Source organism: Flavobacterium notoginsengisoli (assembly GCF_014207905.1).
GTDB classification, from domain to species: Bacteria; Bacteroidota; Bacteroidia; order Flavobacteriales; family Flavobacteriaceae; genus Flavobacterium; species Flavobacterium notoginsengisoli_A.
Genome location: NZ_JACHLB010000001.1, coordinates 633,698 through 659,914 on the forward strand (window position 1 = coordinate 633,698; position 26,217 = coordinate 659,914).

Genomic DNA, 26,217 nt, shown 5'->3' on the forward strand with positions numbered 1-26,217 from the left:
TAAACTATTCAGATGCCTTTTTAATTTTTTCCAGCAGATATTCTTTTCCTACAATTTCAGAGCAGGTTACAACAGCTCCAACCGTAACACCCAAAACACCATGCATGTTAATACTTTGGCCTGTAAGATAAAGATTTTCTATCTTAGTTTTAGACGGAATTAAAGTTTTCATCGGATTATTAGAATCTTTAACATATCCATACATATTTCCGCCGTCGCCGCCAATGTAATCTCGGTAAGAAAGTGGAGTAGAAGTATGAATAGATTTGATGCAATCTTTTATTCCAAGGAATTTTTTTTCTACTTCTTCTAAAAATTTAGCAGCTTTTCTGTTTTTGAAACCCTCATAACTTTCGCCACGGTCATTTTCGTCAAAAGTGGTATTAAATGTATTTTCCCAATCTTTAACTTCTTCATATTTCATATAAGTCAAAAACGTCATTCCGTCTGCCCATTCTTCCTCTTTTTTTGATGGACTCATAGATGCCATAAACGTTTTTGGCCAAGAATTCTCGTCGTATTCATAAGAACTCCAAACATCATTTGAGCTTTTAAAATGATAATAATTATGATTGATGTATTTGAAGGTTTTTGGTTTAAAAACGATATACAAACTAAATGCAGAAAGTACGCTTTCGAGATTTTGGATTCTGCTGAAAAATGGTTTTCTAAAGTTTTCTTGACCAGCAAGTTTCAAAGTGGTTTTGGGCTCGATATTAGAAATGAAATAAGTTCCAGAAACTTCTGTTCCGTCTTTCATTTTTACCGAATTCACTTTATGATTTTCAACTTCGATTTTGGTAACTTCTTTATGTTTGAAAAATTCTCCGCCGTATTTTTTAAGCTGTTTCAGAAGCTGTTTGGTAATCTGACTTCCGCCATTGATGCAACGCCACGAACTTTCTATATAAGAGTTGACAATTAAGGCATGAACATAAAAAGGCGATTTTTCGGCAATTCCGGCGTACAGAAAATTAGAACCCGAAAGAACAGCTTTTAGCTTTTCATTTTCAGTAAAAGAATCGATTGTTTCTTTCGCGTTAAGCGTTAAAACTTGATCATCATATCTGCCTTGAGATTCCAGATTATAAAGGGGAAAAGCTTTGCAAACCTCTTTTATTTTTTGACAATATTTTTCCAGATTTTCTTTTTCTTCAGGAAAAAAATGGGTCAGTTTTTCAACGAAATTTTCAAAACCCTGCGCATGCGGATATTCTATTTTATCGTCATCAAAAGAAATAATATCAAAACCATTTTCGTCTAATTTCTTTAGATTTAAATGATCCATTATTCCAATATATTTGAAATATTGATGCAGATTTTGACCTTCGCCCAAACCTCCGATATAATGAATTCCGGTATCAAAAATGGTTTTATCGCGAACAAAAGTCTGGAGATTTCCGCCGTATTGATTGTTTTTTTCGAGTACACAAACGCTGTAGCCTTCTTTTGCCAGAATAACGGCAGAAACCAATCCGCCCAGACCGCTGCCGATAATGACTACATCGTACTCGTTTTTCATTATTTTTTCTTTAAAATAACTAATGCATTTTCTTCAGAAACCATTTCAAAATCTAAATCTGAAAATTGACTTTTTAAATCTGCACAATTTACTAAAATGATTAAAGAAGCGACTTGAATTACTTTTTCAATATCACCTTTATAACTTTCGTCAGAAATCAAAAGAACATCATAATGATTTTCAAGTGCCAATTCCAATTGATCCAAATAAACTATTTTTCTTTTTGAAACAATATAATTCGTTTTGGCTACCAACAATTTTTCTTCATCATTTAAGAAAGAATATATTTTTCGTTGTGGTTCTTGTAAAGCCAATAAAACATCAAGTTGCCCAAAATCATTTCCTAAATGAAGGACTTTTGCTTTTGGCTGAATATGTTTATTTAGGTTATAATACGTTTCAAGATTTTGTTTTAAATCTTTTTTCACGCTGTTTCCAACTTCAATTTCTTTGTAATCGTAACTGTTAATCAGCATGGTTTTGAAATAATCTGGACCTTCAAGCTGTTCGCGGATTTTATGATGTTCGGTTTTAAAATAAGAACTTATCGATTTTGTTCTTTCGGCATAATTATTTCCAAATGAAAGATTTTCAGGAGTTATTCTTTCTAAAATTGTAACCGTTAATTTTCCGTGATGAATGACAAAATCGCCTTTCGGAATTAATTCTGAAGCGCCGTGAATGACAACAGGAATAATGTCTAAGTTAAATTCTTCGGCAAGGAAAAACGCACCTTTATGAAATCTTTTTACCACATTGTTTTCAGAACGTGTCCCTTCTGGAAAAACCATTAAAGAATAGCCTTCGTTTATTTTTTTGCGTAAATGTTCAACCCCATTTTCAAGACCTTCAGAAACGGGATAAAAACCTGCTTTTCTAACTACACCGCCAAAAATCGGAGAATTATACACCCAATCATTTACAAGAAATATGATTTTCGGACTCAGCATTCCGATCGAAAGGGTATCTAAAAAAGAAGAATGATTGGCAATAATTACGGCTGGTTTTTCGAAAGTTTCATTGAAATTATTAACGACTTTTTTGCGAATAAACGGATTCGAATACAATACCGATTTCATAAATTTTGAAATCACATATCGGAAAGCTTTCATTTTTGCTTTTTTGCTAAACGGCAAAATTGGCATAATGGTAAAACTGAAAATCGACATTACAATTCCACCCAAACCGTAATAAGCAAAAGAAATTACTCCGTGAAGAAATGTGCGTAACTGAAAAGGCGGATTTCCTTTTTTCGGTCTATTCGAAAGAAATACTTTGAAGAGAATCGGATAAAAAATGAAAGTGATTATCAAAGCAGCAAAAACTCCAATTAATGAAACCGATGAAATGGATGTTAAAGCAGGATGTTTGGCAAAAATCATCGCGCCAATTCCTAGAATAGTTGTAATTACTGCTAGAATAATCGAGGTTCTGTAAATGGCAATTTCATTTTTTCCGTTAGTATATTCTTTTTGAAGAGCGCTTGTCATGAAAATGCTAAAATCAACTCCGTGACCAAAAATTAACGTGCAGACAATCATACTGAAAATATTCATCTGAATGCCAAAAATGCCCATAATTCCAGCGGTTACAATTCCCGTTAATGCAATTGGAATACAGCTTATGATAACCAATTCGATTCTTCGGAAAAAGAAAAAAAGAATCAGAATTACGGCAACAAACGAATAATTAACAAGCGAGTTAAAATCTGTTTTTAAAGTGCTGAAAAACGTTTCGTTCATTTGCTGACGATCGATTGCAACTACATTTTCTTGTGTTGAAGTCGATTTTACGAATGCATCTCGCTGCTCTGGCGCTACTTTTACTAAAGTAGAAACCGTATAAAAACCATTTTTTTCGGTAATGAATTCTTGTAATTGAAGCGCTTTAATTTTTAAAAATTCAGCTGAAGAAACAGGTTTGAAATCAAAATCTAAATGGTCAAAAAAGAGATTGTAAGTTGTAGGTTTGAAGCCAAGTTTTGAACCTTCAGAAATCAATTCCGATTTTACGAATTGTTTTTTCTGCGAAGTCCAAAATGAGTTCCATTTTTCAATTTTTTCAATTTGCGCTTGCTGCGAAAGAACAATGCCTCCAACAGAACTAAAATTCAGAATTTTATGCTGTTGTTTTTCTTTTGATAAATCTCCAAAAAGTTTGCTGTTATGTTGTAAAGCTTCTTCCATGGTTTTTCCGTAAGAAGCAACATAAATGGTTTTGGAAGTTAAACTCGTACTTTCTTCCAATTGTTTTTCGGCAGCTTTAATTTCTTTCGGAATAAAATTCAGTTGTGATAAATCATTATTAAAACCAACATCATTATAAGTGAAACAGCAAACGATGGTAATAATAACACAAAGTCCGATTAAGATTTTATTGTTGTGAAAAGAAAAATGAGCCATTTTATCGATCACATTCTTTTTGTGATCGGCTGGATTTTCTTTTGGTTTGTATAAGTGAGGAACAATTAAAAGAGAGAAAATTGCCGAAGCCATTACGATTACGGCAGCAAAAATTCCAAGATCATTCAACGCGTCTGATTTTACAAAAAGCAGACATAAAAAGGCAACAGCAGTTGTAGAACTGCTCATAATTACCGGCATTGTAATGTCTTTGTACAATGTTTTTACGTCGCTATTATGTTTGTAATGCGTGAGAATATGAATGGAATAATCGATCGTGATTCCCAACAAAATAGAACCAATTCCTAATGAAATGGCTGAGATTTGTTCTCTAACGAAATATAAAAATGCAACCGCAAATAAACCACCAAAAACTGTCGGCAGAAAAATAATTAGCGGAATTAAAACTTTGCGATAGAATAAAATTAAAATCAGCATTAAAGTAAACATCGCGATGGATGTTGTCAAAATAATATCGCCTTTAATCTGATTGGCATTCGCAACAGCAATTAAAGCCGAACCAAAATAACTGATGGAAGTTTTTCCTTTAAATTGCTGATTTAAATTTTCCTGAATCGATTTCAGTTTTTCAGCAAAAAGGGTATTTTTTTCTGTTTCGCTTGACGGAATATTCGAAGTAATAAAAAGTAGTAATTTCTTTTTATCCTTCGTCATTACAAAACCATTTTCTAGCGTAAAATCGTCACCAATATTTAATTGCTGTAATTTTTTTAAAGCAATAAAAGAAATTCCAAACGGATCTTGAAGAATAAAATCTTTGGTAATAAATCCTGAAGGAGAAATAATCGATTTGTAATTTCCTTGAACAGTTGCTGCAATACTGTCTTTTTGCAGTTTTTGTTCGATGTTTTTATAATCGTTATCATCGAGAAAAAGTGGCAGATTGTTATAAACAAAATCAATGGTTTCTTGAATGTTTTCTTCGTCAACTTTTCCTTGAATTCCTGTTATGTAAGGTTTGCAGGATTTAGAAACACTGTCTGAAAAAGCGGTTGCCATTTCTTTTAAATCATCGGCAGAACCATTTTTTTCGAGTTTGAAAATAACTGTGGTTTTATCGGCAAAATTCAGTTGTTTTAAAACTTTTGCCGTAACATCGGTCTTATCGTTTGTTGGGATAAGTTTGGTAATGTCTTCTTCAAATTTTAATCTCGAAGCAAAAAATCCAAAAACAAGAAGCATCAAAACTGCCAAAAGAACCGAAAGAGATTTTCTTCGGTTTACAAATAAATGAATGGCGTAAAAGTACTGATGCATGGTAATTTTATTTTTTTTTATCACTCCCAATAGCTATCGGGATAAAAGATTAGCTTTAGTTTGTCACCCTGAGCGAAGTCGAAGGGCGTTCCAATTGGACGTGGGCTTCGACTTCGCTCAGCCTGACAAATTGGATATAAAAATCATCTTAATCCTTTTAATCTGTGGCAAACTTAACTTAAATATTCGTTTTGTTTTTAGAACTAAAAGCCGTCAAAAGCAAATAACTTACAAGACCAACTGATAGTGCTGAAACGGTTGCTAAAATAAGACTTCCCACAATATATTGAGCTGCATTTTTTTGAATATCGTCAAACGTCATCGAGCTGTCTAAAATTAGCGGTGCATCTGAAGACACAAAATAACTTCCAATTTTTAAAGAACCGAAAATTATAAACGGAATAAAAGGCGGAAAACTTACGTTAGAAGTCAGAAAAGCAATGACTTTATTAAGCCTGAACAAAGCCGCTAAAGAAAAAAGCAATATCGTTTGGAATCCCCAGAAAGGCGAAAGTCCTATAAAAATACCTAACGCAATTGCCGCTGATTTTTTAAAATTAGAATCGGAACTTTCTAAAATATCTTCAAGGAAGAATTTTTTAAATCCTTTTTTTTTTGCGTTCCTAAAGAAATCTCTAGGTTTAATGTACAGTAATGCGTTGGTTACCAAAACCGTATTTAAAATACTAATTCGCGTAAAATCCTGAAATGGTCGAAAATGTGAAACTCTTTCCGTAGGATCATACAAAACCTGAATTGGAATATTTTTAACTACAATTCCTTTCCATGCTGCACGCACAATTACTTCAATTTCAAACTCAAATTTATTGGTGTAAAATCGTTTTGGCAATAATCGAAGCGGATACATTCTAAATCCAGATTGTGTGTCGTCTAATTTTATTCCGGTTTCGAATTTGAACCAGAAATTAGAAAACTTATTTCCGAAACTACTCTTTTTAGGAACATTTTCCTGAGTCATATTTCGGCTTCCAATCAACAATGAATTAGGCTGATTTTGAATTTCTTCTAAGAAAACAGGAATATCAGAAGCAAAATGCTGTCCGTCAGAATCGATTGTAATGGCGTATTCAAAATTCAATTCTAAAGCTTTTCTAAAACCATTTCTCAGCGCACGTCCTTTTCCTAAATTTTTAGGATGATGAATCTGTGTGAGCTGCGAATACTGTTTTAAAATTTCAGGAGTAGAATCTGTCGAACCGTCATTAATAATAATAATATTTGGAGTGAAATCTAAAATAGAATCCAGTACTTTTTTCAGTGTTTTAGGATTATTGTAAGTTGGTACAATAACGCAAAAGCTGATTGAATTAAGTAATTCCTGATGTGATTTCATGAGGTGTCTTTTGGGCTGGGCTTACTTCACGAATTGTTTCTCTTTTTCAGAGAAACTTTTTGATTGTAAAACAAAATCTTTAAGGTACTCTTTTAAAGTTGCACCTTGTCCTGCATAATACGTTGTGATAAACTTTTTATCTTCTTTTATATTTTTTTTGTAGCCCGTAATAGCAGGAACATCTTCCTGAACACTTAGACGAATCATTCGCATTTCAATATTACTAGGATCACTTTTTATTGTTGCTTCAAGAAGTTTTGCGCCTTCTTTAAAACGCTCAATTTTTTCCCCTAATTTTTTTTCAAATTTAGAATCTACTAAAATTGAAGCGGCTTTGTAAGCCACTAAAATCTTATCGTCATTATTAGAAACGGCAGCAAGTTTTGCTGTAAACTCTTTGGCATTTGCTTCTGATTTTGCAACATCAGAATACATTTTGCGTATTGAGGCCAAATCTGGCGTCACAGCAAAACTAATCCATAAAAATAATGTGAGTAATGCTTTCATAATTATATTTTTTTGAACACCGTACTCAATTTTAGAGCAGTGGTATCATTAAAGTAAGTCGTGTTTTTCACTTTTACCAAATTATCTTCACTCAATGTTATGTCTAATTCTAAGCGTAATTCTGGCGTAGCTTCAGGATTAATAAGCGCCATGAATTTGACATTTGTCAATGTTTGAATTAACAAAGATTCTTGTGTGAATTTTTCTGTCAGTTCTTTGATAATCTGAATCATGCAAACTCCCGGCATAATTGGATTTCCAGGGAAATGACCTTTAAAAACTTCATGTTTTTCATTAACCAAAATGGTAACATTATATTTTGAATCGGAAACTTTTTCCTCCGATAGGACTTTGTAAAAATCTTCTAAAATCATATTTTTTATTTTCCGAATGAATAGGAAATTCCTAACTGAAAATTAATATTGGTATTATAATCTCCAAATAAATAATAATTATTCGAATCGTTTTGATAATAATCGCTGCTTAAAATATCAAGCAATCCTTTTTTAAATCTTGCTTCAAATGTAAGACCAGAAGGCAATGCATATGCAACTCCTAAAACCAAACCAAGATCATTTTGTGCTTTTCTAACCGCAAGATTATCATTTAATAAAATATCTAATGTTGGTCCCGCCTGAAATTGAATTCCTTGAGGCAAAGTAAATTTATTCATTACAGAAAGCGACAAATAATTTATTTCAAGATCCAGATATTCAACTTGTTCACTTCGAGTTCTTTCATCATAATAATTACGGGCAACATTATTAGAACCTTGTCTAGTGTAATTCAATTCTGGCTGAAGCGCATAAATTTTTGTAATCTTAATTTCAGAAAATCCACCTACATAAAAATCGGTTTTATAATCGGCATGCATTTCAGAAATGGTCGAAAAACTAAATCCACCTCGTAAACCTGGTTTAACACTTATTTGAGCTTGCAGATTTAAAACTGTAAAAACAGCAATAAAGAAAAGAATTCTTTTTTTCATGCATTATTTTGTTTTAAATCTATAGCTAATACCAATCTGAAAAACCTGATTTAAGATTGCATCATTAGTGTAATATCCGTCGTTATCATAATAATCATAACCATAAATATCTACTAAACCTTGTTTAATTCTTGCTTCAAATGTCAAACCATTCGGCAATGTATAACCAACGCCTCCAACAATTGCCAAGTCAAAATCTTCAGGTCTTGAATTGATGTAATTATCATCAACTTTTAAATCTAAAGAAGGTCCAGCCAATAGATGAAAACCACCGCCGTTAAAGTTAAACTTTGCAACTGCTCCAAGTGTTATATAATTTAGCTCATACTTTTCAGAATAATAACGGCCGTTTTCAAAATATCTTCCTTCATCACCTTGTCTTGAATAATTTATCTCTGGTTGAAGCGAGAAAAATTTATTAAATCTAATATCTACCAATCCACCAATATAAAAATCAGTTTTAGAGCTATTATCATCAATATTGGTTAAGGTTGAGATATTTAATCCGCCTCTAAGACCTGGACTAACTCTTACTTGCGCCTGAGAATATTGAATTCCAAAGAACAAAACAAACGCAATTACAGCAAATTTTCTCATTTTAAATGGTTTTAAAGTTTATGATTAGTTTAATTTTCTATTCTGATTTAAAGTAATTTAACTCAATTTTCAATTTGATATTCTGATGAATTATCTGAATATTTTCAGCAAAAATATTGTTTTCTGATTTGAAAAGCAGTGTAAATTTTTCTTTTGTTTGAGAAGCATGAACGATCTTTTCTAATTTTTGATCTTTTTTGGAGATAAAAATATAATTATCACGTTTGCCATCTTTCGATTTATAAATGTCAGAAGTTCCATTTTCAAACTGCTCCTGAATCGCATATTCCTTTTTTAGAAGTAAACGAAAATCTTCTTTTAAAGTATTAATCAATATTTTGCGATCTAATTCTGAAACAATCGAATTGACTTTAAAATCATTTTCAGAAATTTCAAAATCCATTAATTTATTTCCGAATTCGGTTGTAAACACAATTCGGTGCGTGGTGTCGTTTATTTTTTTAGCAATGAAAATTCCCGACAATTCATTTCCGTAAACACTAATATTAGTTTTATAAACATAATCGGTTTTTGAATCGGAGAAATAGGGAACCGTATAAGAAGTTTTGTCTAATTTTTTAGACGTATAGTCTTTTGTAACCGAACCGCAAGAAACGAATACAAGAGCTAAAACGAAATTAATTAGTAAAAACTGAATCGTCGATTTTTGCATTGATCACTTTATTTTTAAGTACAATTCGAGTATAATCTTCAGAAGATTCTAATAATTTTACCTGAACAACAGTTGCTTCTTCTTTGTCAAAAGTCAGTTCAATTTGTTTGATGTATTTTTTCAGCGTCGCATCTTTCGGAATAAATTTCGCCAGATTCTGACCTTTTACTTTGAAATACGAAATCGTAAATTCTTTATCGTCAAACATATTTCCGCTTACGCTTCCCACAATCAATTTATTGATGCGAGCAAAGATTTTGCTGTTTCCAATATCAACGGCACTTTTCTTTCCTTCGTCGTTAATCAGGATTTTTCCGTTTTTAAAAGTAATGCTGTAATTGTATGGTTTTTTGTATTGCCATTGTAAAAGTGCAGGTTCTTTAAAAATCATTTTTCCCGACGTTTCAATATCTTTCGAAAGAAAATCTAAATGTTTGTACTGAACAAAATCGGTCGTTAAAGTTTTGATTTTTTTGGCTACAACATTTACGTCTTCTTTAAATTGAGCAATTTCTGAAGCGGTCATTTTTTGTTCTTGCGCAAACAAACTGCCTGAAATAAAAAGAATTAGTAGAGCTATTTTAGTTTTCATAATTTTTAAAATTGTGTTTTGTTTTTTCGCCACGAATTGCACCAATTTTCGCGAATTTTTAATTTAATAAAATCCGTTTTATCCGCGTCTTTGCGAAAGCTAATCTGTTTCATTCGCGTTCAATCTACATAAGCTTTAAGATTCAAAAGTTCTTCGATCGAAACGACTTGATAATTATTTTGCTGTAAAAATTGCAAAAACTGTTCCAGTACTAAAACAGAATGTGGAGCAGTGTCGTGCAAAAGTACAATTCCGCCGGGAGAAACCCGTTTTGTAATTCGGTTTAAAATCAATTCTTGATTTTTTGTTCCTCCGTCAAGCGAACGAATATTCCAGCCAATAACTTTGTGATTTGTTTTTTCTAATGCTCTTCGAATCGATGGTGTTGTAACTCCATAAGGCGGACGAAAGAAGTTTATTTTTTTGGAAGTGAATTTTTCCAGAAGTGTATCTGTCTTCTGAATTTCCTCTTTTATTTTATCAGCATTATAAAAATCAAAAAATTTCGAGTGACTGTAAGAGTGATTTCCAACTAAATGACCTTCCTCAATCACTTTTTGAAGAATTTCAGGATGCGTTTCGATATTTTTTCCAATGCAGAAAAAAGTTGCTTTGGCATTGTGTTTTTTCAAAAGTTCTAAAACTTCTAACGTATAAATGCTTGGTCCGTCATCAAAAGTTAAAGCGATTTTTTTCTCTTTTTCTAACGGATTATTACAAAATGCTTTTACATGATAATTGGATGAAATTCTGGAAGAGCCAAAAGCATTTATTCCAATCCATATTATAATTATTCCCAAAAACCACAGAAAATTTATTGTCAAATAAAAGTTTAGAACATTTATAAGAAGCAATAAAAAAATAAAAAACAATGATATGTTTTTATGCGTTATCATTTTGACAGTAACGTAAAACTATGATTTTTTCCGCTTAATTGATTGTACAATAAAATGGTTTTGTAAGTTGGTTTTGTAACCGAATTTACTTTTACGATTTCGGGAATTTCCTGTGTTTTTAAAATTTTAGAAGCCATCCAAAAAGCAAAAGCCGAAGCCGTATCGTATTCACCGCTCAAATGTTTGTAATACAAAACAGGAGTTTTCGCGAAAGCATTTTCGGTCAGATTGCTGTAATAATTTTCAAAATTAGCGTTTCCATCAAAACCTAAAACTAAAGCGTCGATATCTGAAATTTCCAAATTATTAGATTTCAAAAAAGATTTAATTTCAGATTCCACTTCGGTTACTTCCAAAGTATTTACAATACTAACATCTAAAAGTTCAGCATAAGTATTGTCTTTTTTTTCATTTTCTAAAACAAAAAAACTGGCACCTTCTCCGTAAACAGCACCGTTTGTTTTAGAATTTAGAACATCATAAGGAGCAGTATTATCGGCTTTAATTCGACCATTTAATTTAAAAAGCGAAGTAGTATAATCTCCGTTTTCGTCAACACCGCCCACTAAAATTGAATTCGCTTCGTCTTCTTCAATCTGCATTTTAGCATCCAAAAGTGCCGATTCAAAAGAAACTGCACCATTCACGTAAGTGAAATTGTAGCCTTTACATTGCTGTAAAAGTGCAATTTGCGCGCCAACGGTATTATGAGTCGATTGAATAAAAGAAGTCGGCGTTAAAAACTCTTCTTTATTATCTAAAATACTTTTCAGGAATTTTTCAGAATCTTCTATACAACCCAAACCAGTTCCGGTAATTATAGCATCAACACTTTCTACGTTTGCGTCTTTCATCGCTAAAGCAGAAGCCACAATTCCGTTTTTTACACCTTTTGCCATTCTTCTGCTGGCAGCAGGCGAAATATATTCTTTGTAGGCTGGCGGAACAATCGACAGTACATTTTCGTCATGATTTACAACAGCTTCTTCCAAAAAAACAGTATCAAATGTTTTTTGAGTCGAAATACAGCCTACTCCATTTATATATGTTTTTTTCATTAGCTTTTTGAAAATATAAGGGTTGAACAGTTTCCTCCAAATCCGAAAGAATTAGATAAAACGTGTTCGATGTTTTTATTTTTTAAAGTAGTCTGCGGAGTCAAATTGAATTCCTCCATTTGTGTTTCAAAATTCAAATTCGGATAAACAACATTGTTCTGAATTGCCAAAACGCTATAAACGGCTTCAATTGCCGCTGCTGCCGCTAATGTATGTCCCGTAAATGGTTTTGTAGAACTAAAATCTGGTACTTTTTCGTCTTCGTAAATTCTTCGTAAAGCTCTTCCTTCAGATAAATCGTTGTTTGGAGTTGCGGTTCCGTGAACGTTGATATAATCAATTTGAGAAGGTTTTAATCCTGAAATTTCAAACGCTTTTTGCATTGCGAGAAAAGCACCGTCTCCGTTTTCTGAAGAAGCAGTTTGATGATAAGCATCGTTCGCATTTCCGTAACCTGAAACTCTTGCCAAGACTTTTTTATTTTGTTTTTCGACAATTTCATCCGATTCTAAAACTAAAAATGCTGCAGCTTCTCCAAGATTTAATCCTTTTCTATTATTATCGAAAGGTTTGTTGTAATCATCAGATAAAATCATCAAGGTTTTAAATCCGTTAATGGTAAATTTTGCCAAAGCATCTGCTCCGCCTACAATTACACGATCCAATTTTCCCGTTTTGATTAATCTTGCGCCCAACATAATCGAATTTGCAGCAGAAGAACAAGCTGTAGAAATAGTGGTTACCATTCCTTTTAAACCTAATTCTTCAGCAATTTTTTCGGCAACATCGCCGCCGTCGTGACAAGTGATGTATTTTACTAATTCTGGTTTTTCGAAATAATCGTAATAATGTTTCTCCGTCATATCCATTCCGCCCACACTTGTAGCCGAAATAAGTCCCGTTCTAAATTCATTAATAGAGGTTATGCCGGCATTTTCGACAGCTTGTTTTGCTGCCAAAGTACCAATCATAGCGGTTCTAGAGAAATTATTATTCTCGTTTAATTTCAATTCGCTAATAAGATCATCGTTGGTTTTTTTTATTTCGCCAACTTTGATGATGTCCGCATGAACCGTCGAAATATTTTGAATACGAGAAACACCGATTTTATTTTCAATTAAAGAAATATAATTTTCCTCAACCGAATTCCCGATTGCGGAGATAATTCCCATTCCCGTTATTGCAACACCTTTTGCCATTTTAGATTTTAGAGTTTTGATTTTAGATTCTTAGAACTTTGTCAAAGTTTCAAACTTTGACAAAGTTGACGGATTTTTAAACCTTTTTAGATTTTAGATTTCCAATTGGAATCTAAAATCTAAAGTCTAAAATCTAAAATTTATTTAGTTCTATTCGCGCTGATATACGCTGCCATAGTTTCGATTGACTGGAAAATTGTTTTTCCTTCTTTCGGATCTACTAATTTAATTCCGTAATCTTTATCTAAAATCACGATCAATTCAAGTGCATCAATCGAGTCTAAACCTAAACCGTCTCCAAACAAAGGATCGTTATCAGCAATATCTTCAACTGCGATATCTTCTAGGTTTAAAGTAGTTATGATTTTATTTTTTAATTCTTCTTTTAATGCTTCCATGATTATTTATTATATAATGTATTGATAGTTTCGTTTGTATATTCTGTATTTTCTTGTGTACTAATTGTACAAAGAAAAGCTTTATAATTGTCATTAAAAAATTCTACCCATCCGCATAAAACTATATCTGCTTTATTCGTATTCAGAAGGATGTTAGAATAATTGGACATAAATTCAGCGTTAAAAGTTTCAAATATAAAGAAAGAATTCTCACTTTTTAGCTGATGACGGATACTTATCTCTCCCAAACAAATATTTGGCAGTGTATAAACAAAGATTGCTGGACTCGGAAAATAGTTTTCTTTATCTGAAATAGATTCCTGATATTTTACATCGGTATCTAAACTTGAAGATTTATTGGCTAAAACTAAAGCGATATTATTTTCTTCTGTTGCTGAGGTAATCGGACTCAAAAGCAATTCTGAACCTAAAAAAGCCAGTTTGCTTAAAGCATCCATTTTGAAAAACTTCGGATACTGCATTTCAAAACTACGATATGCTTGTTTGGCAAAATCTGCAAAATCTGTTGGCTCGATTTTGAAAACAGAAGTTCCGTTGAGAACAATTTCGTTGTTTTCGATTGTACAATAATTTTGTATGTAAGTTTTATTTTGAATCATTTTCTTTCAGCAATCAGAACTAATTTTATTTTTTGGACGGAACAAAATTCAATTCGTTTTTTAGAGCATTTAATTTTTTGGCAGCCTCGTAAACATCTTTTTCTGCATTCTTATTTTTAGCGGCTGGTTCAGGCGAAAGACGTGCGTTTAAGATTAAAATTTTGAAAGTAATATCACTTCCGGGTTTACTTTGGTAGGCGTCTGCATATTCCGGTTTGTCAATTTTATTGATGGTTCTTGAAACCTCATTTCCTAAAACCGAATTTATGGATGTGCCATAATTTTTATTTGTTTTCAGATCATTCAAATATAAAGAGTCTTTTCCTATATATCTTAGCGTGTAATTGCTCTTTGCGTCTTGATAATTAAAAACGAAAGTTGGAGTTTTAATTTTTTCTACTTTTTTGACACAGCTCAATGATGAGATTGCCAAAAATAAAATGATTAGATTTTTCATTTAGTATTTTATATGTTTAAAGCTTTATTGACATAATTTTTTAATATCGAATTTTAAAAATATTTGTGAAAATAAAACAGGTGAATTTAATCGGTTTGATTTTAACATTGTAAAATAAATATTTTGATCCTTTAAAAGGAAAATTCTACTTGTTTCATAATTTGTATTGAATTGATATGGCATCTCTTTATTGTAAATTATGATGTTTTTTGAACTTCTGTTTTTTTCTAGCCCTAACTTTTTGCAATATTCATCGATAATTAATTTGTGTTTTTCGGCATCGTATTTACCTTCAATTTTAACTAGCCGTTTTTCAATTGCTTTTCTGTAAATTGCATAAGCACAAAAAAAGCTTGCTATAAAAAGGAAATTATATTCAGATCCAGTTTTTAAGTTGTTTCTATACGGATCGAAATAAATTAAAAAAGGAAGAGTAAATCCCCAACAAAAGAAAATATAAACAAATATTGCATCAAGTTTATCATACCAACTTTCGGTATAAACTAATTTACCTAATTCAATGCTTTTTTCAATGTTTAAATTTTTTAAAGCTCTCATTCTATCTTTTCAAAAACGACAGCAGTATTACAACCTCCAAATCCAGAAGCTGTTTTCAAAAAATATTCAATATTCTTTTGTTCATTTTTCTCAATCACATTAATAGTTTCACTAACTCCAATTTCATCAAAACCTTTTGATTCAAAAAGCATATTTTGATTGGCAGATTCAATTGCAATTACAGTTTCCAATAATCCTGAAGCGCCTAATGTATGACCGTAAAATCCTTTCAAACTATTTATAGGAACATTTTGTAAACCCAAACGATTTAAAGCAATCGCTTCCATTTCGTCGTTGTAAGGAGTTGCAGTTCCGTGCGCTGAAATATAATCTAATTTGTTGGCTTCAATTTGAGCTTCTTTCAAAGCATTCTGAATACTTCTAAACAAACCTTCACCAGTTCTTGATGGCCCAGAAATATGATTCGCATCGTTTATAGAGCTGTCGCCAATTACTTTTATTTTAGCGTTTTTGGCTTCCGCCGAAACTAAAACAGCTGCTGTTGCTTCGCCTAAACTTACGCCGGTTCTGTTTTTAGAATATGGTTTACAAGGCAGTTCACTCATCGCCTGAAAAGCATTAAAACCTGATAAAACAAATTCAGAAACTTCGTCGCCAGCCACAACAAAAATATTATCGTAGAGTTCAGACTGAATCATTCTTTTAGCAATTGAAACCGCTAAAATTCCAGAAACACAAGCATTTGAAACGACAATTGGCTGTGTTTGAAACTTGAAGAAATCGGCAATATTTTGAGCTAAAACATCTAAATGCGCGTTGTTAAAACTTTCTTCAGAATCATTTTCCAAAGCCGTTACATTTCCTTTTGTTGTAGAAAGTATAAAAGCGGTTTTTGAATTCAATTCAACACCAGAATTTTTGATAATTGGCTCTAAAGCCATAATCATCATTTTCTCTAAACGAGAATATTGGGTTTCAGCACTTATTTTTGCAAAAGCACTATTTATTTTTTCATCAGAAATAATCGAAGCATAAAATGAATTCGGCATTAAAGAAATATCATTATGAAGCTGAATGCCAGAATCGCCACGAAGAATCGCTTCAACATTTGATTCGACATCAAAACCTAAAGGAGTGATACAATTTGTTTCTGTAATGTATATTTCTCTTAACATTTTATGATTCTCGATTTCTCCTGCAAGGTTTCCAAAACCTTGTAGGTTTAAATTTTTAAGTTCTATTTATTAAATACCTACAAGGTTTTGGAAACCTTGCAGGAGAGAAGCTTACTTTAGTAAACCCACTTTTCGTTTCCATTCCTCATAAAAAGGAGGATTCGTCAGCATTAAATTTCCTTCTTTGTCTAAAAAAACCTGAGTTGTTTCGCCTGTGCACGCTACTTCTCCTTTGTCATCAATAATTTTAAAACGATAAATCATTTTTGCTGCCGGTGTGTCTACAACAGTTGTTTCTATTGTTACCACATCACCATAACGCAAAGACAATTTATGTTCGCAAGTCGATTTTACAATTGGTGTCGTATATCCAGTTGCGGCAATATCCAAATAGGTAAGTCCGTGCTGGCGTCCGAATGCCTCGCGTCCATCTTCAAAATAGGTAATATAATTGCCATGCCAAACAATTCCAAGCGGATCTGTTTCGTTAAAACGAATTCTGATTTCGTGTGAAACGGTTAAGTCTGTCGCTTCGTTAAACTGCTCTTTTCTTTTTATCATAAAATAATGCGATGGAAGTTGTAATAATGAAAAACAAAAATAATAAACTTATTTCTGGAATGATTTCTAGGAAAGAAACGCTACGCAAAAGAACATCGTAAAAAGCTTCTAATCCCCAGTTCATTGGAGAAGATTTAGCAATAAATTGCATGATTTTCGGCATTGCAAAAACAGGAACCCAAACACCTCCAACGGCCGCTAAAATAATAACGCTTGTTGCACCAAAAGGAGCAGATTGTTCTTGTGTGCTTGCAACGGTTCCTAATAAAATTCCGAATCCGATAGCCGCAAAACCAGAAAATAAAGCAACAACACTTGTCATCAATAAATGTCCTTCGATGTTTAAAGAAGGTAATCCTATTGATGGAAATAAGAAAACCGCAACGGCAACCATCATATAAAACTGAATCATACAAATGATAGAGTAGGTAATGGTTTTTCCAATAATGACAACCAAATTAGAAACTGGATTCGTTCTCAAACGAACAAAAGTTCCTTGCGATTTTTCTTTTACAATATTGATCGATAACGGAATCACGATAAAAAATATCGCAAAAAGTGTCCATGCTGGAACGTTATGTTGCGTAGAGTTCGGACGAACTTCTTTGTTGTTGATTCGCGGAATTATTTCTTTGAAACTTATGAAACTTTTTTGCTCAAAATCGATAGTTTCTTCTCCTAATTGTTTTTGAAAAGTGCTGTAAATTGATTTGGTTTCAATCTGCGAAATCATTTTGTCAATCGAACTCATAACAGCATTTTTAAAACTCATTTGAACCGCTGGATCAAAATATAGTTTTACTTCTTTTTCTTTTATAATACGTTGAGGTTCTGTTGTTGCAGTGCTATCTGTCAAACCCAAATTGCTCACAATTTTCTCTACATTCTGATCTACTTTTGCCTGTAAATCAGAACTTAGATTTTCTGGAATCACGATTGCCAATTGAAACTTTCCTTTGTAGACATTTTCTTTGGCAATTTCTTCTGTTACGGGTTTATTGTCAATTTGTGTTACAACAGTAAACAAATTGCTTTTTTCTAAATTTTCAAAAACCGTTTTTGCAACAGAACCTTTATCGTTATCCACAATTAGAATCTGAATTTTAGAATCGGTTACGGCTTTAAAAGTACTGTCCTGAATTAAAGTTACCGTAATCACCAAAACCAAAGGCATGACAAATAAAATAATCAATCCGCCTAAATCTCTCTTTAGTAAAAGGAATTCTTTTACTACCGACATCCAAATTTTATATATCATCTCTCAACGCTTTACCGGTTAATGAAATAAAAACATCTTCGAGATTTCTAGCATCTTTTGTAGCTTCAATTAATGCCGACGGAGTTGCTTGCGCATAAATCTGTCCTTGATCTAAGATGGCGATTTGAGAACAAAAATCTTCGGCTTCAGCCAAATGATGTGAAGTATAAATAATGGTCGTTCCGTTTTGGTTTAAAACTTTTAAATAATCGATAATCGCTGCTTTCGAATGCACGTCGACACCGACAGTCGGTTCATCCAAAAACAAAACTTTTGGTTGGTGCAGAATTCCCGCAATTAGATTAACGCGTCGTTTCATTCCGCCCGAAAAAGTCTGAACTTGTTTATCTGCAAATTTCAACAAACCTAAAAGATCCAGAGCTTCGATTACTTTATCTTTTAAAACAGAGCCTTTTAAACCGTACATGCTTCCAAAATAATGCAGATTTTCTCTAGCAGTTAAAGTTGGATATAAAGCATATTCTTGAGGAACAACACCAATGATTTTTTTAATTTTTGAAGCATGATGCTGATAATCTAAACCATCAATTGTGAAATGTCCGTCAGTTGGTTTTACCAATCCGCAGAGCATGGAAATTAAAGTGGTTTTTCCAGCACCGTTTGGCCCTAATAAACCAAAAATCTGACCTTCGTTTATGTTTAGCGAAACGTTGTTCAAAGAATACATTTCTGCATTTTTGTACTTTTTCGAAAGGGATTCTATTTGAATGATAGACTGCAAAATATATTCTTAGCTAATCGCTTTTTTTAATTTTTTGAAAAAGATTTCTTCTCTATTGGCAATGTCCAAAAGTTCATCGGCAATAGTATTGTAGGCATCTTCTTTGGCACTTCTGTTTTTGTAAATTCGCGAAGCTTCAACAGCAAAATCTCGCCATGAATCGCCAATTTTTGTCATTTCTTTAGAAAGCTCTTTCAGTTCTTCATTACCTAAAATAACAGAAGCTTCCTGTAAAAATGCCGCATAAATAAAACGGAAACCACCGCCTCCAGTTCCAATTTCTTCCTGCATACGAACCATTTGCGCCAAATAATGATTGGCTTTTTTAGTTCCGTGTTTTATCGGCCATTTTCTAATCTGTTTCGAAACAAATTTGATTCCGCGAACACCAACAATTGGCATTGGCGCCAACATATCTCTGCACGTATTTCTGATTCCTTTAATGATAGCAGATTTTAAATCAATGTCTTTTGGAATCTGAATTGGATAATACATTTGACCGCGCGGTGCAAAAGCTCCTTTGGCAAAACGAACTTTATCCAGTTCTTCGTGCGTTAAAGTTGTAACGGTTTCCATTACAGGATCGCTCACTAAATAATCTTTATCGGTTTTACCGTAAACGACTAAATTGTGTGCGTTAAAATGAAAACGATATTCGTCTGGAAAGTAACTTAAGTTGTAAACTCCAACTTGTAAACCCGTCGGAATATTATTTTTTAGATTTTCATCTAATGCTTTAGTTGCATTTGAAACCGATGAAAACTTTTGTCTTTTTATTTTTAAATTTAAACGTGTAGCAACTTTATTGAAAATCTGTCCAGGCAAAGTTCTGTAACTAATTGCCGGAGCATAATTTACTTTTATAAATGGCAGGTATACAAAAAATAACCCTGAGCCAATACCAAAAACCATCGGTTCGCTAATGTTTAGTCCGCTATTTTTTAGCAGATTTGACGCTACTCCATTCTCGCAATGAGCAGACTGATGATGTGTGAAAGTTAATTCCATTTATTTGGTAATGCTGTTTTTTAATTCTTCAATTGATACTTCAAAAGTATCAGCGTATTTTTTTAAAATCTTATCGTTTAGTTTTGCAAAAACACTTGGTTTAAAATGTCTTTTTACACGCCATTTCCAGAATCCGACGTAACTTGACAAAATTGTAAGATCCATTTTATTTACTTCCATAAAATAGACAATCGGACTTACTTCGCCATTTAAAACTTGTTGTTTGGCATCGGCAATTCTTTCGTTTATTTCATCAATAGAATTAGAAAGTGCTATTGTTTTTGGTTCCCAACCTGTACTTAAGGTTGTGGTATAATTGCCATTTTCATCGGTTGCGTACAAAAGTTCTTTTACGTTGTTTTTCGTTAAATTACTTTTATCCTGAGGCACATTTTCTTTTTCCATAATGCATAATTATTAAAACTACACGAATAATTGTAGTAAAACCAAAACAGGTGCTATTTCTATTATAATTAAAAAGGCGAGATTTATGAAGGCTAAATTCTTGTGTTTTTTCATAAAGAAATAAATCATTTCTAAAAGTAGAAATAAAGAATAAGCTTGAATTAAAAAGAAGGCTAAACCGAAAAAGCCAATTTTTGGATTTAAATGTCTATTATATGGATTCGGATCGTATGTATAAGAACTATATGCAAAAATCCCTATAAATAGCAATGCAAATATTCCTATTCGAATTAGTAAATGATATAGAGGCTTTTTTATATACATTTTGAAATTTATTACTCAACAATTGAAACTGTTTTTTGAATGAACAAATTAATTTCGCATTCCAAGAGTATTTGGTCTTCAACAGAACTGTTACAGCTCATTGTGCATAAAGTGTAATCGTCGCCTACAAATTTTGAAACTAAAGTTGCTTTTGTAATTATAGTTTCGCCGACTTTTGGCAACGAATGAATTTTTACATTTTTTAAAGCACTTATAAATCCAATTACATTTACGTTTTCATTTTCTGTTCCATCTTCGTCAAAAAAATACTTTTTTCCAACTATAGAAGAACAAGTTTGTGCCGTATTTTCTATTAAACCTGCTTCGATAAAAACATTATTTTGAACAAAAATATTGTCTTCTTTTATCAAAAATATGGTTTCTACAAAGTTAGCATCAATATCCAAAATCAAATCCACCATAAGCATTGGCGCTCGGTGCGGTAAATAATTTTGTATGTCAACTCCCTTGTTCAAAATCATATCTTATTTGGCTAAAACGGTTTTCATTTGTCCGTTTGCAATTTCTTCGTTATTTAATTTTGTCACGATATTCACCAGAGTAATTCCAGCAAATTCTTGTAAAATGGTTACTTCAGATTGAATCGTGTCGTTTAATCGTGGCAATTTTTTAATTTCAATTTCTTTAATTGACCCGATATAGCCAGTTGGCGCAATTTCGTTTCTTAAAAAAAACTGATAACCTGTATGTAAAGCGACAGATTGTGCCATATGTTCGATTAAACCTGCTTCTAGAAAAATGCCATTTTTTACGAAAATATTTTCCTGCTGAATTTTTAAACCTGAAACCAAAGAAGTTTCCGTGTAAGAATGCATAGCATCAACCATTACAAAAGGAAACTTTTGAGGCAATAAATTTTCGACCGTTTCTTTTTCTAAAAGCGCCATTGTTTCCATTAGCAAACAGTTAAATACGCATACGCGAAAGAAAATCTTCCACTTTCTGGAACAGATAAAAGAATGTGATCTCCTTTTTTCAAGTTTCCTGAATTCATTAATTCTTCTAAAGCCAAATAAATTGAGGCAGAACCTACATTTCCAACTCTAGAAAGATTCATGAACCATTTATCATCGCTCATTCCGATTCCTTTTTCTGTTAATCCTTTCTTTAATCCTTCCACAAAGAAATTAGAAGAAACGTGAGGAATGAAATAAGTAATATCTCCAGATTTTATGTTGTTTTTATCCATTGCGTCTTTCATGCTTTCCGCACCTTTCGAAAGGATAAATTCATCTAATAATTTTACATCTTGTTTAATAGAGAAAACAGATTCGTTTAACCATTGTTCTGGTGCATAATCGCTCCAACCTTTGATTTCGCCGTTTTCTAATTTATCACCTCCAGCATACATGCAAGTTTCTAATTCGTAAGCATACGAAAAAGCTTCCATCCATTCGATTTTTAGTGAAATTGGTCCGCGTGGTTTATTTTCTAATAAAAAAGCTCCAGCGCCGTCTGAAAGCATCCAACGAAGAAAATCTTTTTTGAAAGCGATAATAGGTTGTTCTTCAAGACTTTTTAAGTTTTCTGCTTCGTGATTGTATTTTTGAGCATTCAGCCAAGTTGAAACTTTTTCAGATCCTGTGCAGATTGCATTTTTTGAGTTTCCAGATTTTATAGAAAGATAACCGAATTTTAAAGAGTTCATTCCCGCACAGCAAACCCCTGTTGAAGAATTTAATTCGACAGATTTATTTTTTAGCAAACCATGAACCATCGCAGCGTGCGAAGGAAGAAAAATATCCGGAGTTGAAGTTCCGCATGAAAGTACCTCTAAATCTTGAGGCGTAAAATTTTCGTCGAATAACGGTAAAATAGCATTTTTAGTTAATTCGGCATTGCTGTGAGTACTTTTTCCATCTTTATCAACAGCATAATATCGGCTTGTAATTTTATTATTGCGCAAAATAATACGTCTTGCTTTTGAAGCAGTATCGTTGATAAGACCTAAATAGGCTTCCATTTCGTCATTTGAAACAGCTTCGTTTGGCAAATATTTTGCAGCTTTTGTAATATATACTTCAAACATAATTTAAATTTCGTCTTCTAAACTCCCTGATAATATTGAGTTTCCTTTTTTATAGATTTTAACTTAAGCGGATAGGTAATAAGGTGCAATATATACACTATTGGTGAAATTAACCATATCGCAAGGAATAAATAAACATTAAATACTTTAAGCAGCTGTTTTCGGTTTTTTTGATTTTTATAAATGATGTTTGACCATTTATCAAAAATTTTATTGGCCGTTTTGTCAACAGTCACCAAATAGGAACTAATTTTTACAGCTCCTGCGTTTACTAATTTTGGCTGTAAATCGGCTAAATTATTATTGTTGAAAGAATCGAGCATGATTTCTCCAAACTGACTTGATTCTTGAATATCTTTTTCAGAAACTCCCGGAAGCGGAAATATACCTAAATATTTTTTCTTAACTCCAGAAAACATCCATTCTACAATTGTAATTACACTGATTAAATTTCCAACACGATCTACCAAAGCTACATTTCCAACTAAATTAGCGTTGGCTTCTTTCAGTAAAACTTTGACTTTTTCCTGCGCCATAATCCACATGTTTCTAGAACCGCTTATGGTAATAACAGGAGTATTGTTCAATAGTTTTTTGGCATCGTCACTTTTCAAAAATGAATTGATCGGAATTGAAGGAGATAAATACCAAACCTGATAATGAAATAAAACCAAATCAAATTTTGTATTTAAGATTTCCTCCGGAACTGGTTTTAATGCTGTTGGAATCTGTAAAAAAGATTCTGGAAAAGCATCAAAAAAAGAATCTTTGTTCCAAGGAAAAGGAAAAGGTTTTTCTAATTGTATTTCGTAAAAAGTAATATTTATTTCATCTGAATTTAGAAACGGTTTTGCAATGTTTTTTGCAATAGATTCTAATTGTCCAGATTGAGTATAATAAATTACGAGGACATTTTTCATTTGGGTGTCTGACTTTGGTGGTTAGCAAAAATAGGTAAATTTATTTAAACGAATTTTCTTATTTTGACTAACGTTTTTTTAGCCACAAATTCACGAATTATTCAAAATATAGCAGTGATGAACAATTTTGTTTAAATTATATCTACAAAAAGTTCCACAAATTGTCATTCAGGTAAGGATATAATTTTACGAAAAAAGAATTAGAAAAATTATCGGTGAAAATATTCGCTCAAAAACGGCAGTAGAATTCGTGAATTGCTTCATCAATTCGGGGCGGAGCTAAAAATAGCGTAGAAGAAAAACTTAATTTTTAATGTCGTTCCAAAAATCAAAATAATTAAACCATTGCAAAGGATATTGCTTTAAAATGCTTTCTACACTTTTTACATATTCTTTCAAAAGTCCTTTTTCGTCGCGGTGTTTTACTTCTGCTTCTCTTGCGTATAAATGATAATGAAGATTTGGTTCTTTCATTACATAAACAAAAACAACCGGAACTTTAAGTCTTGATGCAATTAAGAATGGACCAGCCGGAAAGTTGGCTTCTTTACCCAAAATGGTTTCTGATAAAGATTTTGTTCCTTCAAAATAACGATCGCCTGTAAAACAAATCAATTCATTATTAGCCAAAGCAGCGTTGATCTCAAAAATATGAGAGAGATCTTCTTTGATAATGATAAATTTTACGGTTGGTTTTTTAGAAATGCTTTCCAAATAATTCTTAATGGCAGAATGTTCTAAATCTGTAGTGACCAAATTGATTTGAAAGTCTAAATCAATATCTGCAAAAAAATGTTCTGCAATTTCAAAATTTCCGACATGCGCACTAATTAATACGCCACCTTTTTTTTCTGCAAGTAATTTTTTGAGTGTTTCGATTCCGTCAAATTCGTAAGTGAATTTGTTTCGTAAACCAGCAGAAATCGAAACTTTATCAATAATGGTTTGTCCAAAAGTGTAGTAACTTTTGAAAACCATTTTTTTTGATTTAAAATAGGAATACTGTAGCCTTTCTTTAAAATAATAAAAGATGGCTTTGTTGCTTTTTCTTAGAAATAAAAAATAATAGGAAGCTACAAAATAAAGTAAGGTATAGGCTGCTTTTACACCCGCTTTCTGAATTAAAAAAACGAATATTCTATAACCTAAAACAGTTCCTTTGGATTTACCATCCCATTGACTCATTTAAGCTGATTTGGCTTTTATTTTGGTTTCGATAAGGTCGTAGAAACTTTGAAAATCAGAAATTCCAACAAAATCTGCTTCAACTAGTTTTACACCATAGTTTTCTTCAATTGAAACAACTAAGTCAACATAATCAAGACTATCTAACCCAAGTGTATCTTTTAAATTAGCATTTGGTTCAATGTCGTCATTGTCTACTTCAAATTCATCAACTAAAAAACCATTTATTTTTGCTATAATATCTTCTTTATTCATCGTTCAATTTAAACTTTTTAACCACCAACGCAGAGTTGGTTCCTCCGAAACCGAAAGAATTCGACAAAAATATGTCAAATTTTTTGTTTAACGTAGTTTTAACTAAATTTAATTTTGAAGCATCTTCATCAGGATTTTCTAAATTGATGTTTGGCGCGATGAAATCGTTCTGCATCATTAAGATAGAGTAAATAATTTCGCTTGCTCCCGCCATCCAACATTCGTGTCCTGTCATCGATTTTGTTGAACTTATATAAGGATTTCTTTCACCAAAAACTTCAAAAATGGCTTTTGCTTCGTTGGCATCACCAACAGGAGTTGAGGTTGCGTGAGCATTTATGTACTCAATATCTGATGCTTTTAAGTTGGCTTCGTCTAAAGCTCGTTTCATCGCTGTTGCAGGACCTTCAACGTTTGGAGTAGAAATATGGCCACCGTTAGATGAAAATCCGTAACCGACAATTTCTGCAATAATATTGGCACCACGAGCAATAGCAGATTCGTAACTTTCTAAAATTAATGTTGCACCACCGCCACTCGGAATTAATCCGTCACGACCGGCATCAAAAGGTCTTGAAGCTTTTTCGGGATCGCTTTCTCGATTAGAAAAAACGCCTAATCCGTCAAAACTGCTCATGGCATATTTATTAATTTCCTGAGCACCACCAGTAATTATAATATCTTGAAAACCGCTTTTGATTAAAAAATAAGCCAATCCGATAGAATGAGAACCGCTGGCACAAGCCGCACTAACCGTTAAATTGATTCCTCGAAGTTTAAAAATCGTAGAAAGATTCATGGTTACGGTAGAATTCATTGACTTGAAAATCGCACCAGAACCAATTAAGGCAGTATCTTTTTTCTCGCGGACAATATCAGTAGCGTCAATAATGGCTTTAGAAACACTATCATTTCCGTACATAATACCAACTTCGTGCTCATCGAAAAAAGCATCGTCAATATTAGCATTTTTTAGCGCTTCTATAGTAGCCATATAAGCATATTCGGTTTCTTCACCAATGCTCATACGTTGTCTTCTTGTCAATAAATTTTTTAAATCGGCTTTTGGAACCATTCCGGTCAAAGCAGATTGGAAACCAAATTCTTTACGTTCAGCATCAAACTGAATACCAGATTTTCCTTCATATAACGAATCTTTTACTTCGTCTAAAGAAGTTCCGATGCAAGAATAAATTCCCATTCCAGTAATTACAACTCGTCTATTCATGGTCTTTCAAAAGTAATTTTTTATCCTTAAAGTGTTATTTTTTTAA

The 26,217-nt window shown here is 32.5% G+C and carries 29 protein-coding genes; all 29 read right to left on the reverse strand.

The window, feature by feature from the left end:
- Positions 1–4: 4 nt before the first annotated feature.
- Positions 5–1,522: a phytoene desaturase family protein gene (locus tag HNP35_RS02685; RefSeq protein WP_184158698.1), complete on the reverse strand. Its 1,518-nt coding sequence runs from the start codon at positions 1,520–1,522 to the stop codon at positions 5–7.
- The gene (locus HNP35_RS02690) at positions 1,522–5,202 is read right to left on the reverse strand and encodes a 1-acyl-sn-glycerol-3-phosphate acyltransferase (RefSeq protein ID WP_184158696.1); all 3,681 of its coding nucleotides are present in this window, start codon (positions 5,200–5,202) and stop codon (positions 1,522–1,524) included. Before HNP35_RS02690 ends, HNP35_RS02685 begins: the two co-directional genes overlap by 1 nt.
- A gap of 178 nt (positions 5,203–5,380) precedes the next feature.
- Entirely contained in the window at positions 5,381–6,556 is a 1,176-nt protein-coding gene (locus HNP35_RS02695; protein ID WP_184158694.1) for a DUF2062 domain-containing protein, read from the reverse strand.
- Between the two features lie 21 nt (positions 6,557–6,577).
- The gene (locus HNP35_RS02700) at positions 6,578–7,063 is read right to left on the reverse strand and encodes a hypothetical protein (RefSeq protein WP_184158692.1); all 486 of its coding nucleotides are present in this window, start codon (positions 7,061–7,063) and stop codon (positions 6,578–6,580) included.
- A gap of 2 nt (positions 7,064–7,065) precedes the next feature.
- Complete coding sequence (locus tag HNP35_RS02705) at positions 7,066–7,437, reverse strand: 3-hydroxyacyl-ACP dehydratase (protein WP_184158690.1); 372 nt, start codon at positions 7,435–7,437, stop codon at positions 7,066–7,068.
- Between the two features lie 5 nt (positions 7,438–7,442).
- Positions 7,443–8,051, reverse strand: a complete 609-nt coding sequence (locus tag HNP35_RS02710; RefSeq protein ID WP_184158688.1) for an outer membrane beta-barrel protein — start codon at positions 8,049–8,051, stop codon at positions 7,443–7,445.
- A gap of 3 nt (positions 8,052–8,054) precedes the next feature.
- The gene (locus HNP35_RS02715) at positions 8,055–8,648 is read right to left on the reverse strand and encodes a porin family protein (RefSeq protein WP_184158686.1); all 594 of its coding nucleotides are present in this window, start codon (positions 8,646–8,648) and stop codon (positions 8,055–8,057) included.
- Positions 8,649–8,685: 37 nt separating this feature from the next.
- Positions 8,686–9,321, reverse strand: coding sequence for a hypothetical protein (locus tag HNP35_RS02720; protein ID WP_184158684.1), 636 nt, complete (start codon positions 9,319–9,321; stop codon positions 8,686–8,688).
- Positions 9,287–9,913, reverse strand: a complete 627-nt coding sequence (locus tag HNP35_RS02725; RefSeq protein ID WP_184158682.1) for an outer membrane lipoprotein carrier protein LolA — start codon at positions 9,911–9,913, stop codon at positions 9,287–9,289. Before HNP35_RS02725 ends, HNP35_RS02720 begins: the two co-directional genes overlap by 35 nt.
- A 119-nt stretch (positions 9,914–10,032) precedes the next feature.
- The gene (locus tag HNP35_RS02730; RefSeq protein ID WP_246453311.1) at positions 10,033–10,713 is read right to left on the reverse strand and encodes a polysaccharide deacetylase family protein; all 681 of its coding nucleotides are present in this window, start codon (positions 10,711–10,713) and stop codon (positions 10,033–10,035) included.
- A gap of 92 nt (positions 10,714–10,805) precedes the next feature.
- Positions 10,806–11,867 (reverse strand): beta-ketoacyl synthase N-terminal-like domain-containing protein, encoded by a 1,062-nt coding sequence (locus HNP35_RS02735; RefSeq protein WP_184158678.1) that lies wholly within the window; start codon positions 11,865–11,867, stop codon positions 10,806–10,808.
- Positions 11,867–13,066, reverse strand: a complete 1,200-nt coding sequence (locus tag HNP35_RS02740) for a beta-ketoacyl-[acyl-carrier-protein] synthase family protein (protein WP_184158676.1) — start codon at positions 13,064–13,066, stop codon at positions 11,867–11,869. Before HNP35_RS02740 ends, HNP35_RS02735 begins: the two co-directional genes overlap by 1 nt.
- Positions 13,067–13,206: 140 nt before the next feature.
- Positions 13,207–13,464: a phosphopantetheine-binding protein gene (locus tag HNP35_RS02745; protein WP_068841663.1), complete on the reverse strand. Its 258-nt coding sequence runs from the start codon at positions 13,462–13,464 to the stop codon at positions 13,207–13,209.
- A 2-nt stretch (positions 13,465–13,466) separates the two neighbouring features.
- Entirely contained in the window at positions 13,467–14,084 is a 618-nt protein-coding gene (locus HNP35_RS02750; protein ID WP_184158674.1) for a 3-oxoacyl-ACP synthase, read from the reverse strand.
- A gap of 25 nt (positions 14,085–14,109) precedes the next feature.
- Positions 14,110–14,541, reverse strand: a complete 432-nt coding sequence (locus HNP35_RS02755; RefSeq protein WP_184158672.1) for a hypothetical protein — start codon at positions 14,539–14,541, stop codon at positions 14,110–14,112.
- A 24-nt stretch (positions 14,542–14,565) separates the two neighbouring features.
- Entirely contained in the window at positions 14,566–15,099 is a 534-nt protein-coding gene (locus HNP35_RS02760) for a hypothetical protein (protein ID WP_184158670.1), read from the reverse strand.
- The gene (locus tag HNP35_RS02765) at positions 15,096–16,235 is read right to left on the reverse strand and encodes a beta-ketoacyl-[acyl-carrier-protein] synthase family protein (protein WP_184158668.1); all 1,140 of its coding nucleotides are present in this window, start codon (positions 16,233–16,235) and stop codon (positions 15,096–15,098) included. Before HNP35_RS02765 ends, HNP35_RS02760 begins: the two co-directional genes overlap by 4 nt.
- Positions 16,236–16,346: 111 nt before the next feature.
- A complete protein-coding gene (locus HNP35_RS02770) occupies positions 16,347–16,796 on the reverse strand; it encodes an acyl-CoA thioesterase (RefSeq protein WP_184158666.1) in 450 nt (149 codons plus the stop codon).
- On the reverse strand, positions 16,771–18,054 hold the full coding sequence (locus HNP35_RS02775; protein WP_184158664.1) for an ABC transporter permease: 1,284 nt from the start codon (positions 18,052–18,054) through the stop codon (positions 16,771–16,773). The genes HNP35_RS02770 and HNP35_RS02775 overlap by 26 nt, the downstream gene beginning before the upstream one ends.
- Positions 18,044–18,742 (reverse strand): ABC transporter ATP-binding protein, encoded by a 699-nt coding sequence (locus tag HNP35_RS02780; RefSeq protein ID WP_184158662.1) that lies wholly within the window; start codon positions 18,740–18,742, stop codon positions 18,044–18,046. Before HNP35_RS02780 ends, HNP35_RS02775 begins: the two co-directional genes overlap by 11 nt.
- Before the next feature lie 63 nt (positions 18,743–18,805).
- The gene (locus HNP35_RS02785; protein ID WP_184158660.1) at positions 18,806–19,804 is read right to left on the reverse strand and encodes a BtrH N-terminal domain-containing protein; all 999 of its coding nucleotides are present in this window, start codon (positions 19,802–19,804) and stop codon (positions 18,806–18,808) included.
- Entirely contained in the window at positions 19,805–20,209 is a 405-nt protein-coding gene (locus tag HNP35_RS02790; protein WP_184158658.1) for a hypothetical protein, read from the reverse strand. It lies immediately after the preceding gene.
- A 335-nt stretch (positions 20,210–20,544) separates the two neighbouring features.
- Positions 20,545–21,015, reverse strand: coding sequence for an ABC transporter permease (locus HNP35_RS02795; protein WP_184158656.1), 471 nt, complete (start codon positions 21,013–21,015; stop codon positions 20,545–20,547).
- A 3-nt stretch (positions 21,016–21,018) separates the two neighbouring features.
- On the reverse strand, positions 21,019–21,450 hold the full coding sequence (locus HNP35_RS02800; protein ID WP_184158654.1) for a hypothetical protein: 432 nt from the start codon (positions 21,448–21,450) through the stop codon (positions 21,019–21,021).
- Positions 21,450–22,583: a beta-ketoacyl-ACP synthase III gene (locus HNP35_RS02805; protein ID WP_184158653.1), complete on the reverse strand. Its 1,134-nt coding sequence runs from the start codon at positions 22,581–22,583 to the stop codon at positions 21,450–21,452. The genes HNP35_RS02800 and HNP35_RS02805 overlap by 1 nt, the downstream gene beginning before the upstream one ends.
- Before the next feature lie 17 nt (positions 22,584–22,600).
- Positions 22,601–23,503, reverse strand: a complete 903-nt coding sequence (locus tag HNP35_RS02810; RefSeq protein WP_184158651.1) for a dialkylrecorsinol condensing enzyme DarA — start codon at positions 23,501–23,503, stop codon at positions 22,601–22,603.
- A gap of 303 nt (positions 23,504–23,806) precedes the next feature.
- Positions 23,807–24,688: a lipid A biosynthesis acyltransferase gene (locus tag HNP35_RS02815; protein WP_184158649.1), complete on the reverse strand. Its 882-nt coding sequence runs from the start codon at positions 24,686–24,688 to the stop codon at positions 23,807–23,809.
- Positions 24,689–24,943 (reverse strand): acyl carrier protein, encoded by a 255-nt coding sequence (locus HNP35_RS02820; RefSeq protein WP_184158647.1) that lies wholly within the window; start codon positions 24,941–24,943, stop codon positions 24,689–24,691. It lies immediately after the preceding gene.
- Positions 24,936–26,171 (reverse strand): beta-ketoacyl-[acyl-carrier-protein] synthase family protein, encoded by a 1,236-nt coding sequence (locus HNP35_RS02825; protein ID WP_184158645.1) that lies wholly within the window; start codon positions 26,169–26,171, stop codon positions 24,936–24,938. Before HNP35_RS02825 ends, HNP35_RS02820 begins: the two co-directional genes overlap by 8 nt.
- Positions 26,172–26,217: the final 46 nt, after the last annotated feature.

What these genes read in the sequence shown, in the direction of transcription:
- HNP35_RS02685 (WP_184158698.1), bottom strand. Translation starts at nt 1,522, where the DNA reads ATGAAAAACGAGTACGATGTAGTCATTATCGGCAGCGGTCTGGGCGGA.
- HNP35_RS02690 (WP_184158696.1), bottom strand. Translation starts at nt 5,202, where the DNA reads ATGCATCAGTACTTTTACGCCATTCATTTATTTGTAAACCGAAGAAAA.
- HNP35_RS02695 (WP_184158694.1), bottom strand. Translation starts at nt 6,556, where the DNA reads ATGAAATCACATCAGGAATTACTTAATTCAATCAGCTTTTGCGTTATT.
- HNP35_RS02700 (WP_184158692.1), bottom strand. Translation starts at nt 7,063, where the DNA reads ATGAAAGCATTACTCACATTATTTTTATGGATTAGTTTTGCTGTGACG.
- HNP35_RS02705 (WP_184158690.1), bottom strand. Translation starts at nt 7,437, where the DNA reads ATGATTTTAGAAGATTTTTACAAAGTCCTATCGGAGGAAAAAGTTTCC.
- HNP35_RS02710 (WP_184158688.1), bottom strand. Translation starts at nt 8,051, where the DNA reads ATGAAAAAAAGAATTCTTTTCTTTATTGCTGTTTTTACAGTTTTAAAT.
- HNP35_RS02715 (WP_184158686.1), bottom strand. Translation starts at nt 8,648, where the DNA reads ATGAGAAAATTTGCTGTAATTGCGTTTGTTTTGTTCTTTGGAATTCAA.
- HNP35_RS02720 (WP_184158684.1), bottom strand. Translation starts at nt 9,321, where the DNA reads ATGCAAAAATCGACGATTCAGTTTTTACTAATTAATTTCGTTTTAGCT.
- HNP35_RS02725 (WP_184158682.1), bottom strand. Translation starts at nt 9,913, where the DNA reads ATGAAAACTAAAATAGCTCTACTAATTCTTTTTATTTCAGGCAGTTTG.
- HNP35_RS02735 (WP_184158678.1), bottom strand. Translation starts at nt 11,867, where the DNA reads ATGAAAAAAACATATATAAATGGAGTAGGCTGTATTTCGACTCAAAAA.
- HNP35_RS02740 (WP_184158676.1), bottom strand. Translation starts at nt 13,066, where the DNA reads ATGGCAAAAGGTGTTGCAATAACGGGAATGGGAATTATCTCCGCAATC.
- HNP35_RS02745 (WP_068841663.1), bottom strand. Translation starts at nt 13,464, where the DNA reads ATGGAAGCATTAAAAGAAGAATTAAAAAATAAAATCATAACTACTTTA.
- HNP35_RS02750 (WP_184158674.1), bottom strand. Translation starts at nt 14,084, where the DNA reads ATGATTCAAAATAAAACTTACATACAAAATTATTGTACAATCGAAAAC.
- HNP35_RS02755 (WP_184158672.1), bottom strand. Translation starts at nt 14,541, where the DNA reads ATGAAAAATCTAATCATTTTATTTTTGGCAATCTCATCATTGAGCTGT.
- HNP35_RS02760 (WP_184158670.1), bottom strand. Translation starts at nt 15,099, where the DNA reads ATGAGAGCTTTAAAAAATTTAAACATTGAAAAAAGCATTGAATTAGGT.
- HNP35_RS02765 (WP_184158668.1), bottom strand. Translation starts at nt 16,235, where the DNA reads ATGTTAAGAGAAATATACATTACAGAAACAAATTGTATCACTCCTTTA.
- HNP35_RS02770 (WP_184158666.1), bottom strand. Translation starts at nt 16,796, where the DNA reads ATGATAAAAAGAAAAGAGCAGTTTAACGAAGCGACAGACTTAACCGTT.
- HNP35_RS02775 (WP_184158664.1), bottom strand. Translation starts at nt 18,054, where the DNA reads ATGATATATAAAATTTGGATGTCGGTAGTAAAAGAATTCCTTTTACTA.
- HNP35_RS02780 (WP_184158662.1), bottom strand. Translation starts at nt 18,742, where the DNA reads ATGTATTCTTTGAACAACGTTTCGCTAAACATAAACGAAGGTCAGATT.
- HNP35_RS02785 (WP_184158660.1), bottom strand. Translation starts at nt 19,804, where the DNA reads ATGGAATTAACTTTCACACATCATCAGTCTGCTCATTGCGAGAATGGA.
- HNP35_RS02790 (WP_184158658.1), bottom strand. Translation starts at nt 20,209, where the DNA reads ATGGAAAAAGAAAATGTGCCTCAGGATAAAAGTAATTTAACGAAAAAC.
- HNP35_RS02795 (WP_184158656.1), bottom strand. Translation starts at nt 21,015, where the DNA reads ATGATTTTGAACAAGGGAGTTGACATACAAAATTATTTACCGCACCGA.
- HNP35_RS02800 (WP_184158654.1), bottom strand. Translation starts at nt 21,450, where the DNA reads ATGGAAACAATGGCGCTTTTAGAAAAAGAAACGGTCGAAAATTTATTG.
- HNP35_RS02805 (WP_184158653.1), bottom strand. Translation starts at nt 22,583, where the DNA reads ATGTTTGAAGTATATATTACAAAAGCTGCAAAATATTTGCCAAACGAA.
- HNP35_RS02810 (WP_184158651.1), bottom strand. Translation starts at nt 23,503, where the DNA reads ATGAAAAATGTCCTCGTAATTTATTATACTCAATCTGGACAATTAGAA.
- HNP35_RS02815 (WP_184158649.1), bottom strand. Translation starts at nt 24,688, where the DNA reads ATGAGTCAATGGGATGGTAAATCCAAAGGAACTGTTTTAGGTTATAGA.
- HNP35_RS02820 (WP_184158647.1), bottom strand. Translation starts at nt 24,943, where the DNA reads ATGAATAAAGAAGATATTATAGCAAAAATAAATGGTTTTTTAGTTGAT.
- HNP35_RS02825 (WP_184158645.1), bottom strand. Translation starts at nt 26,171, where the DNA reads ATGAATAGACGAGTTGTAATTACTGGAATGGGAATTTATTCTTGCATC.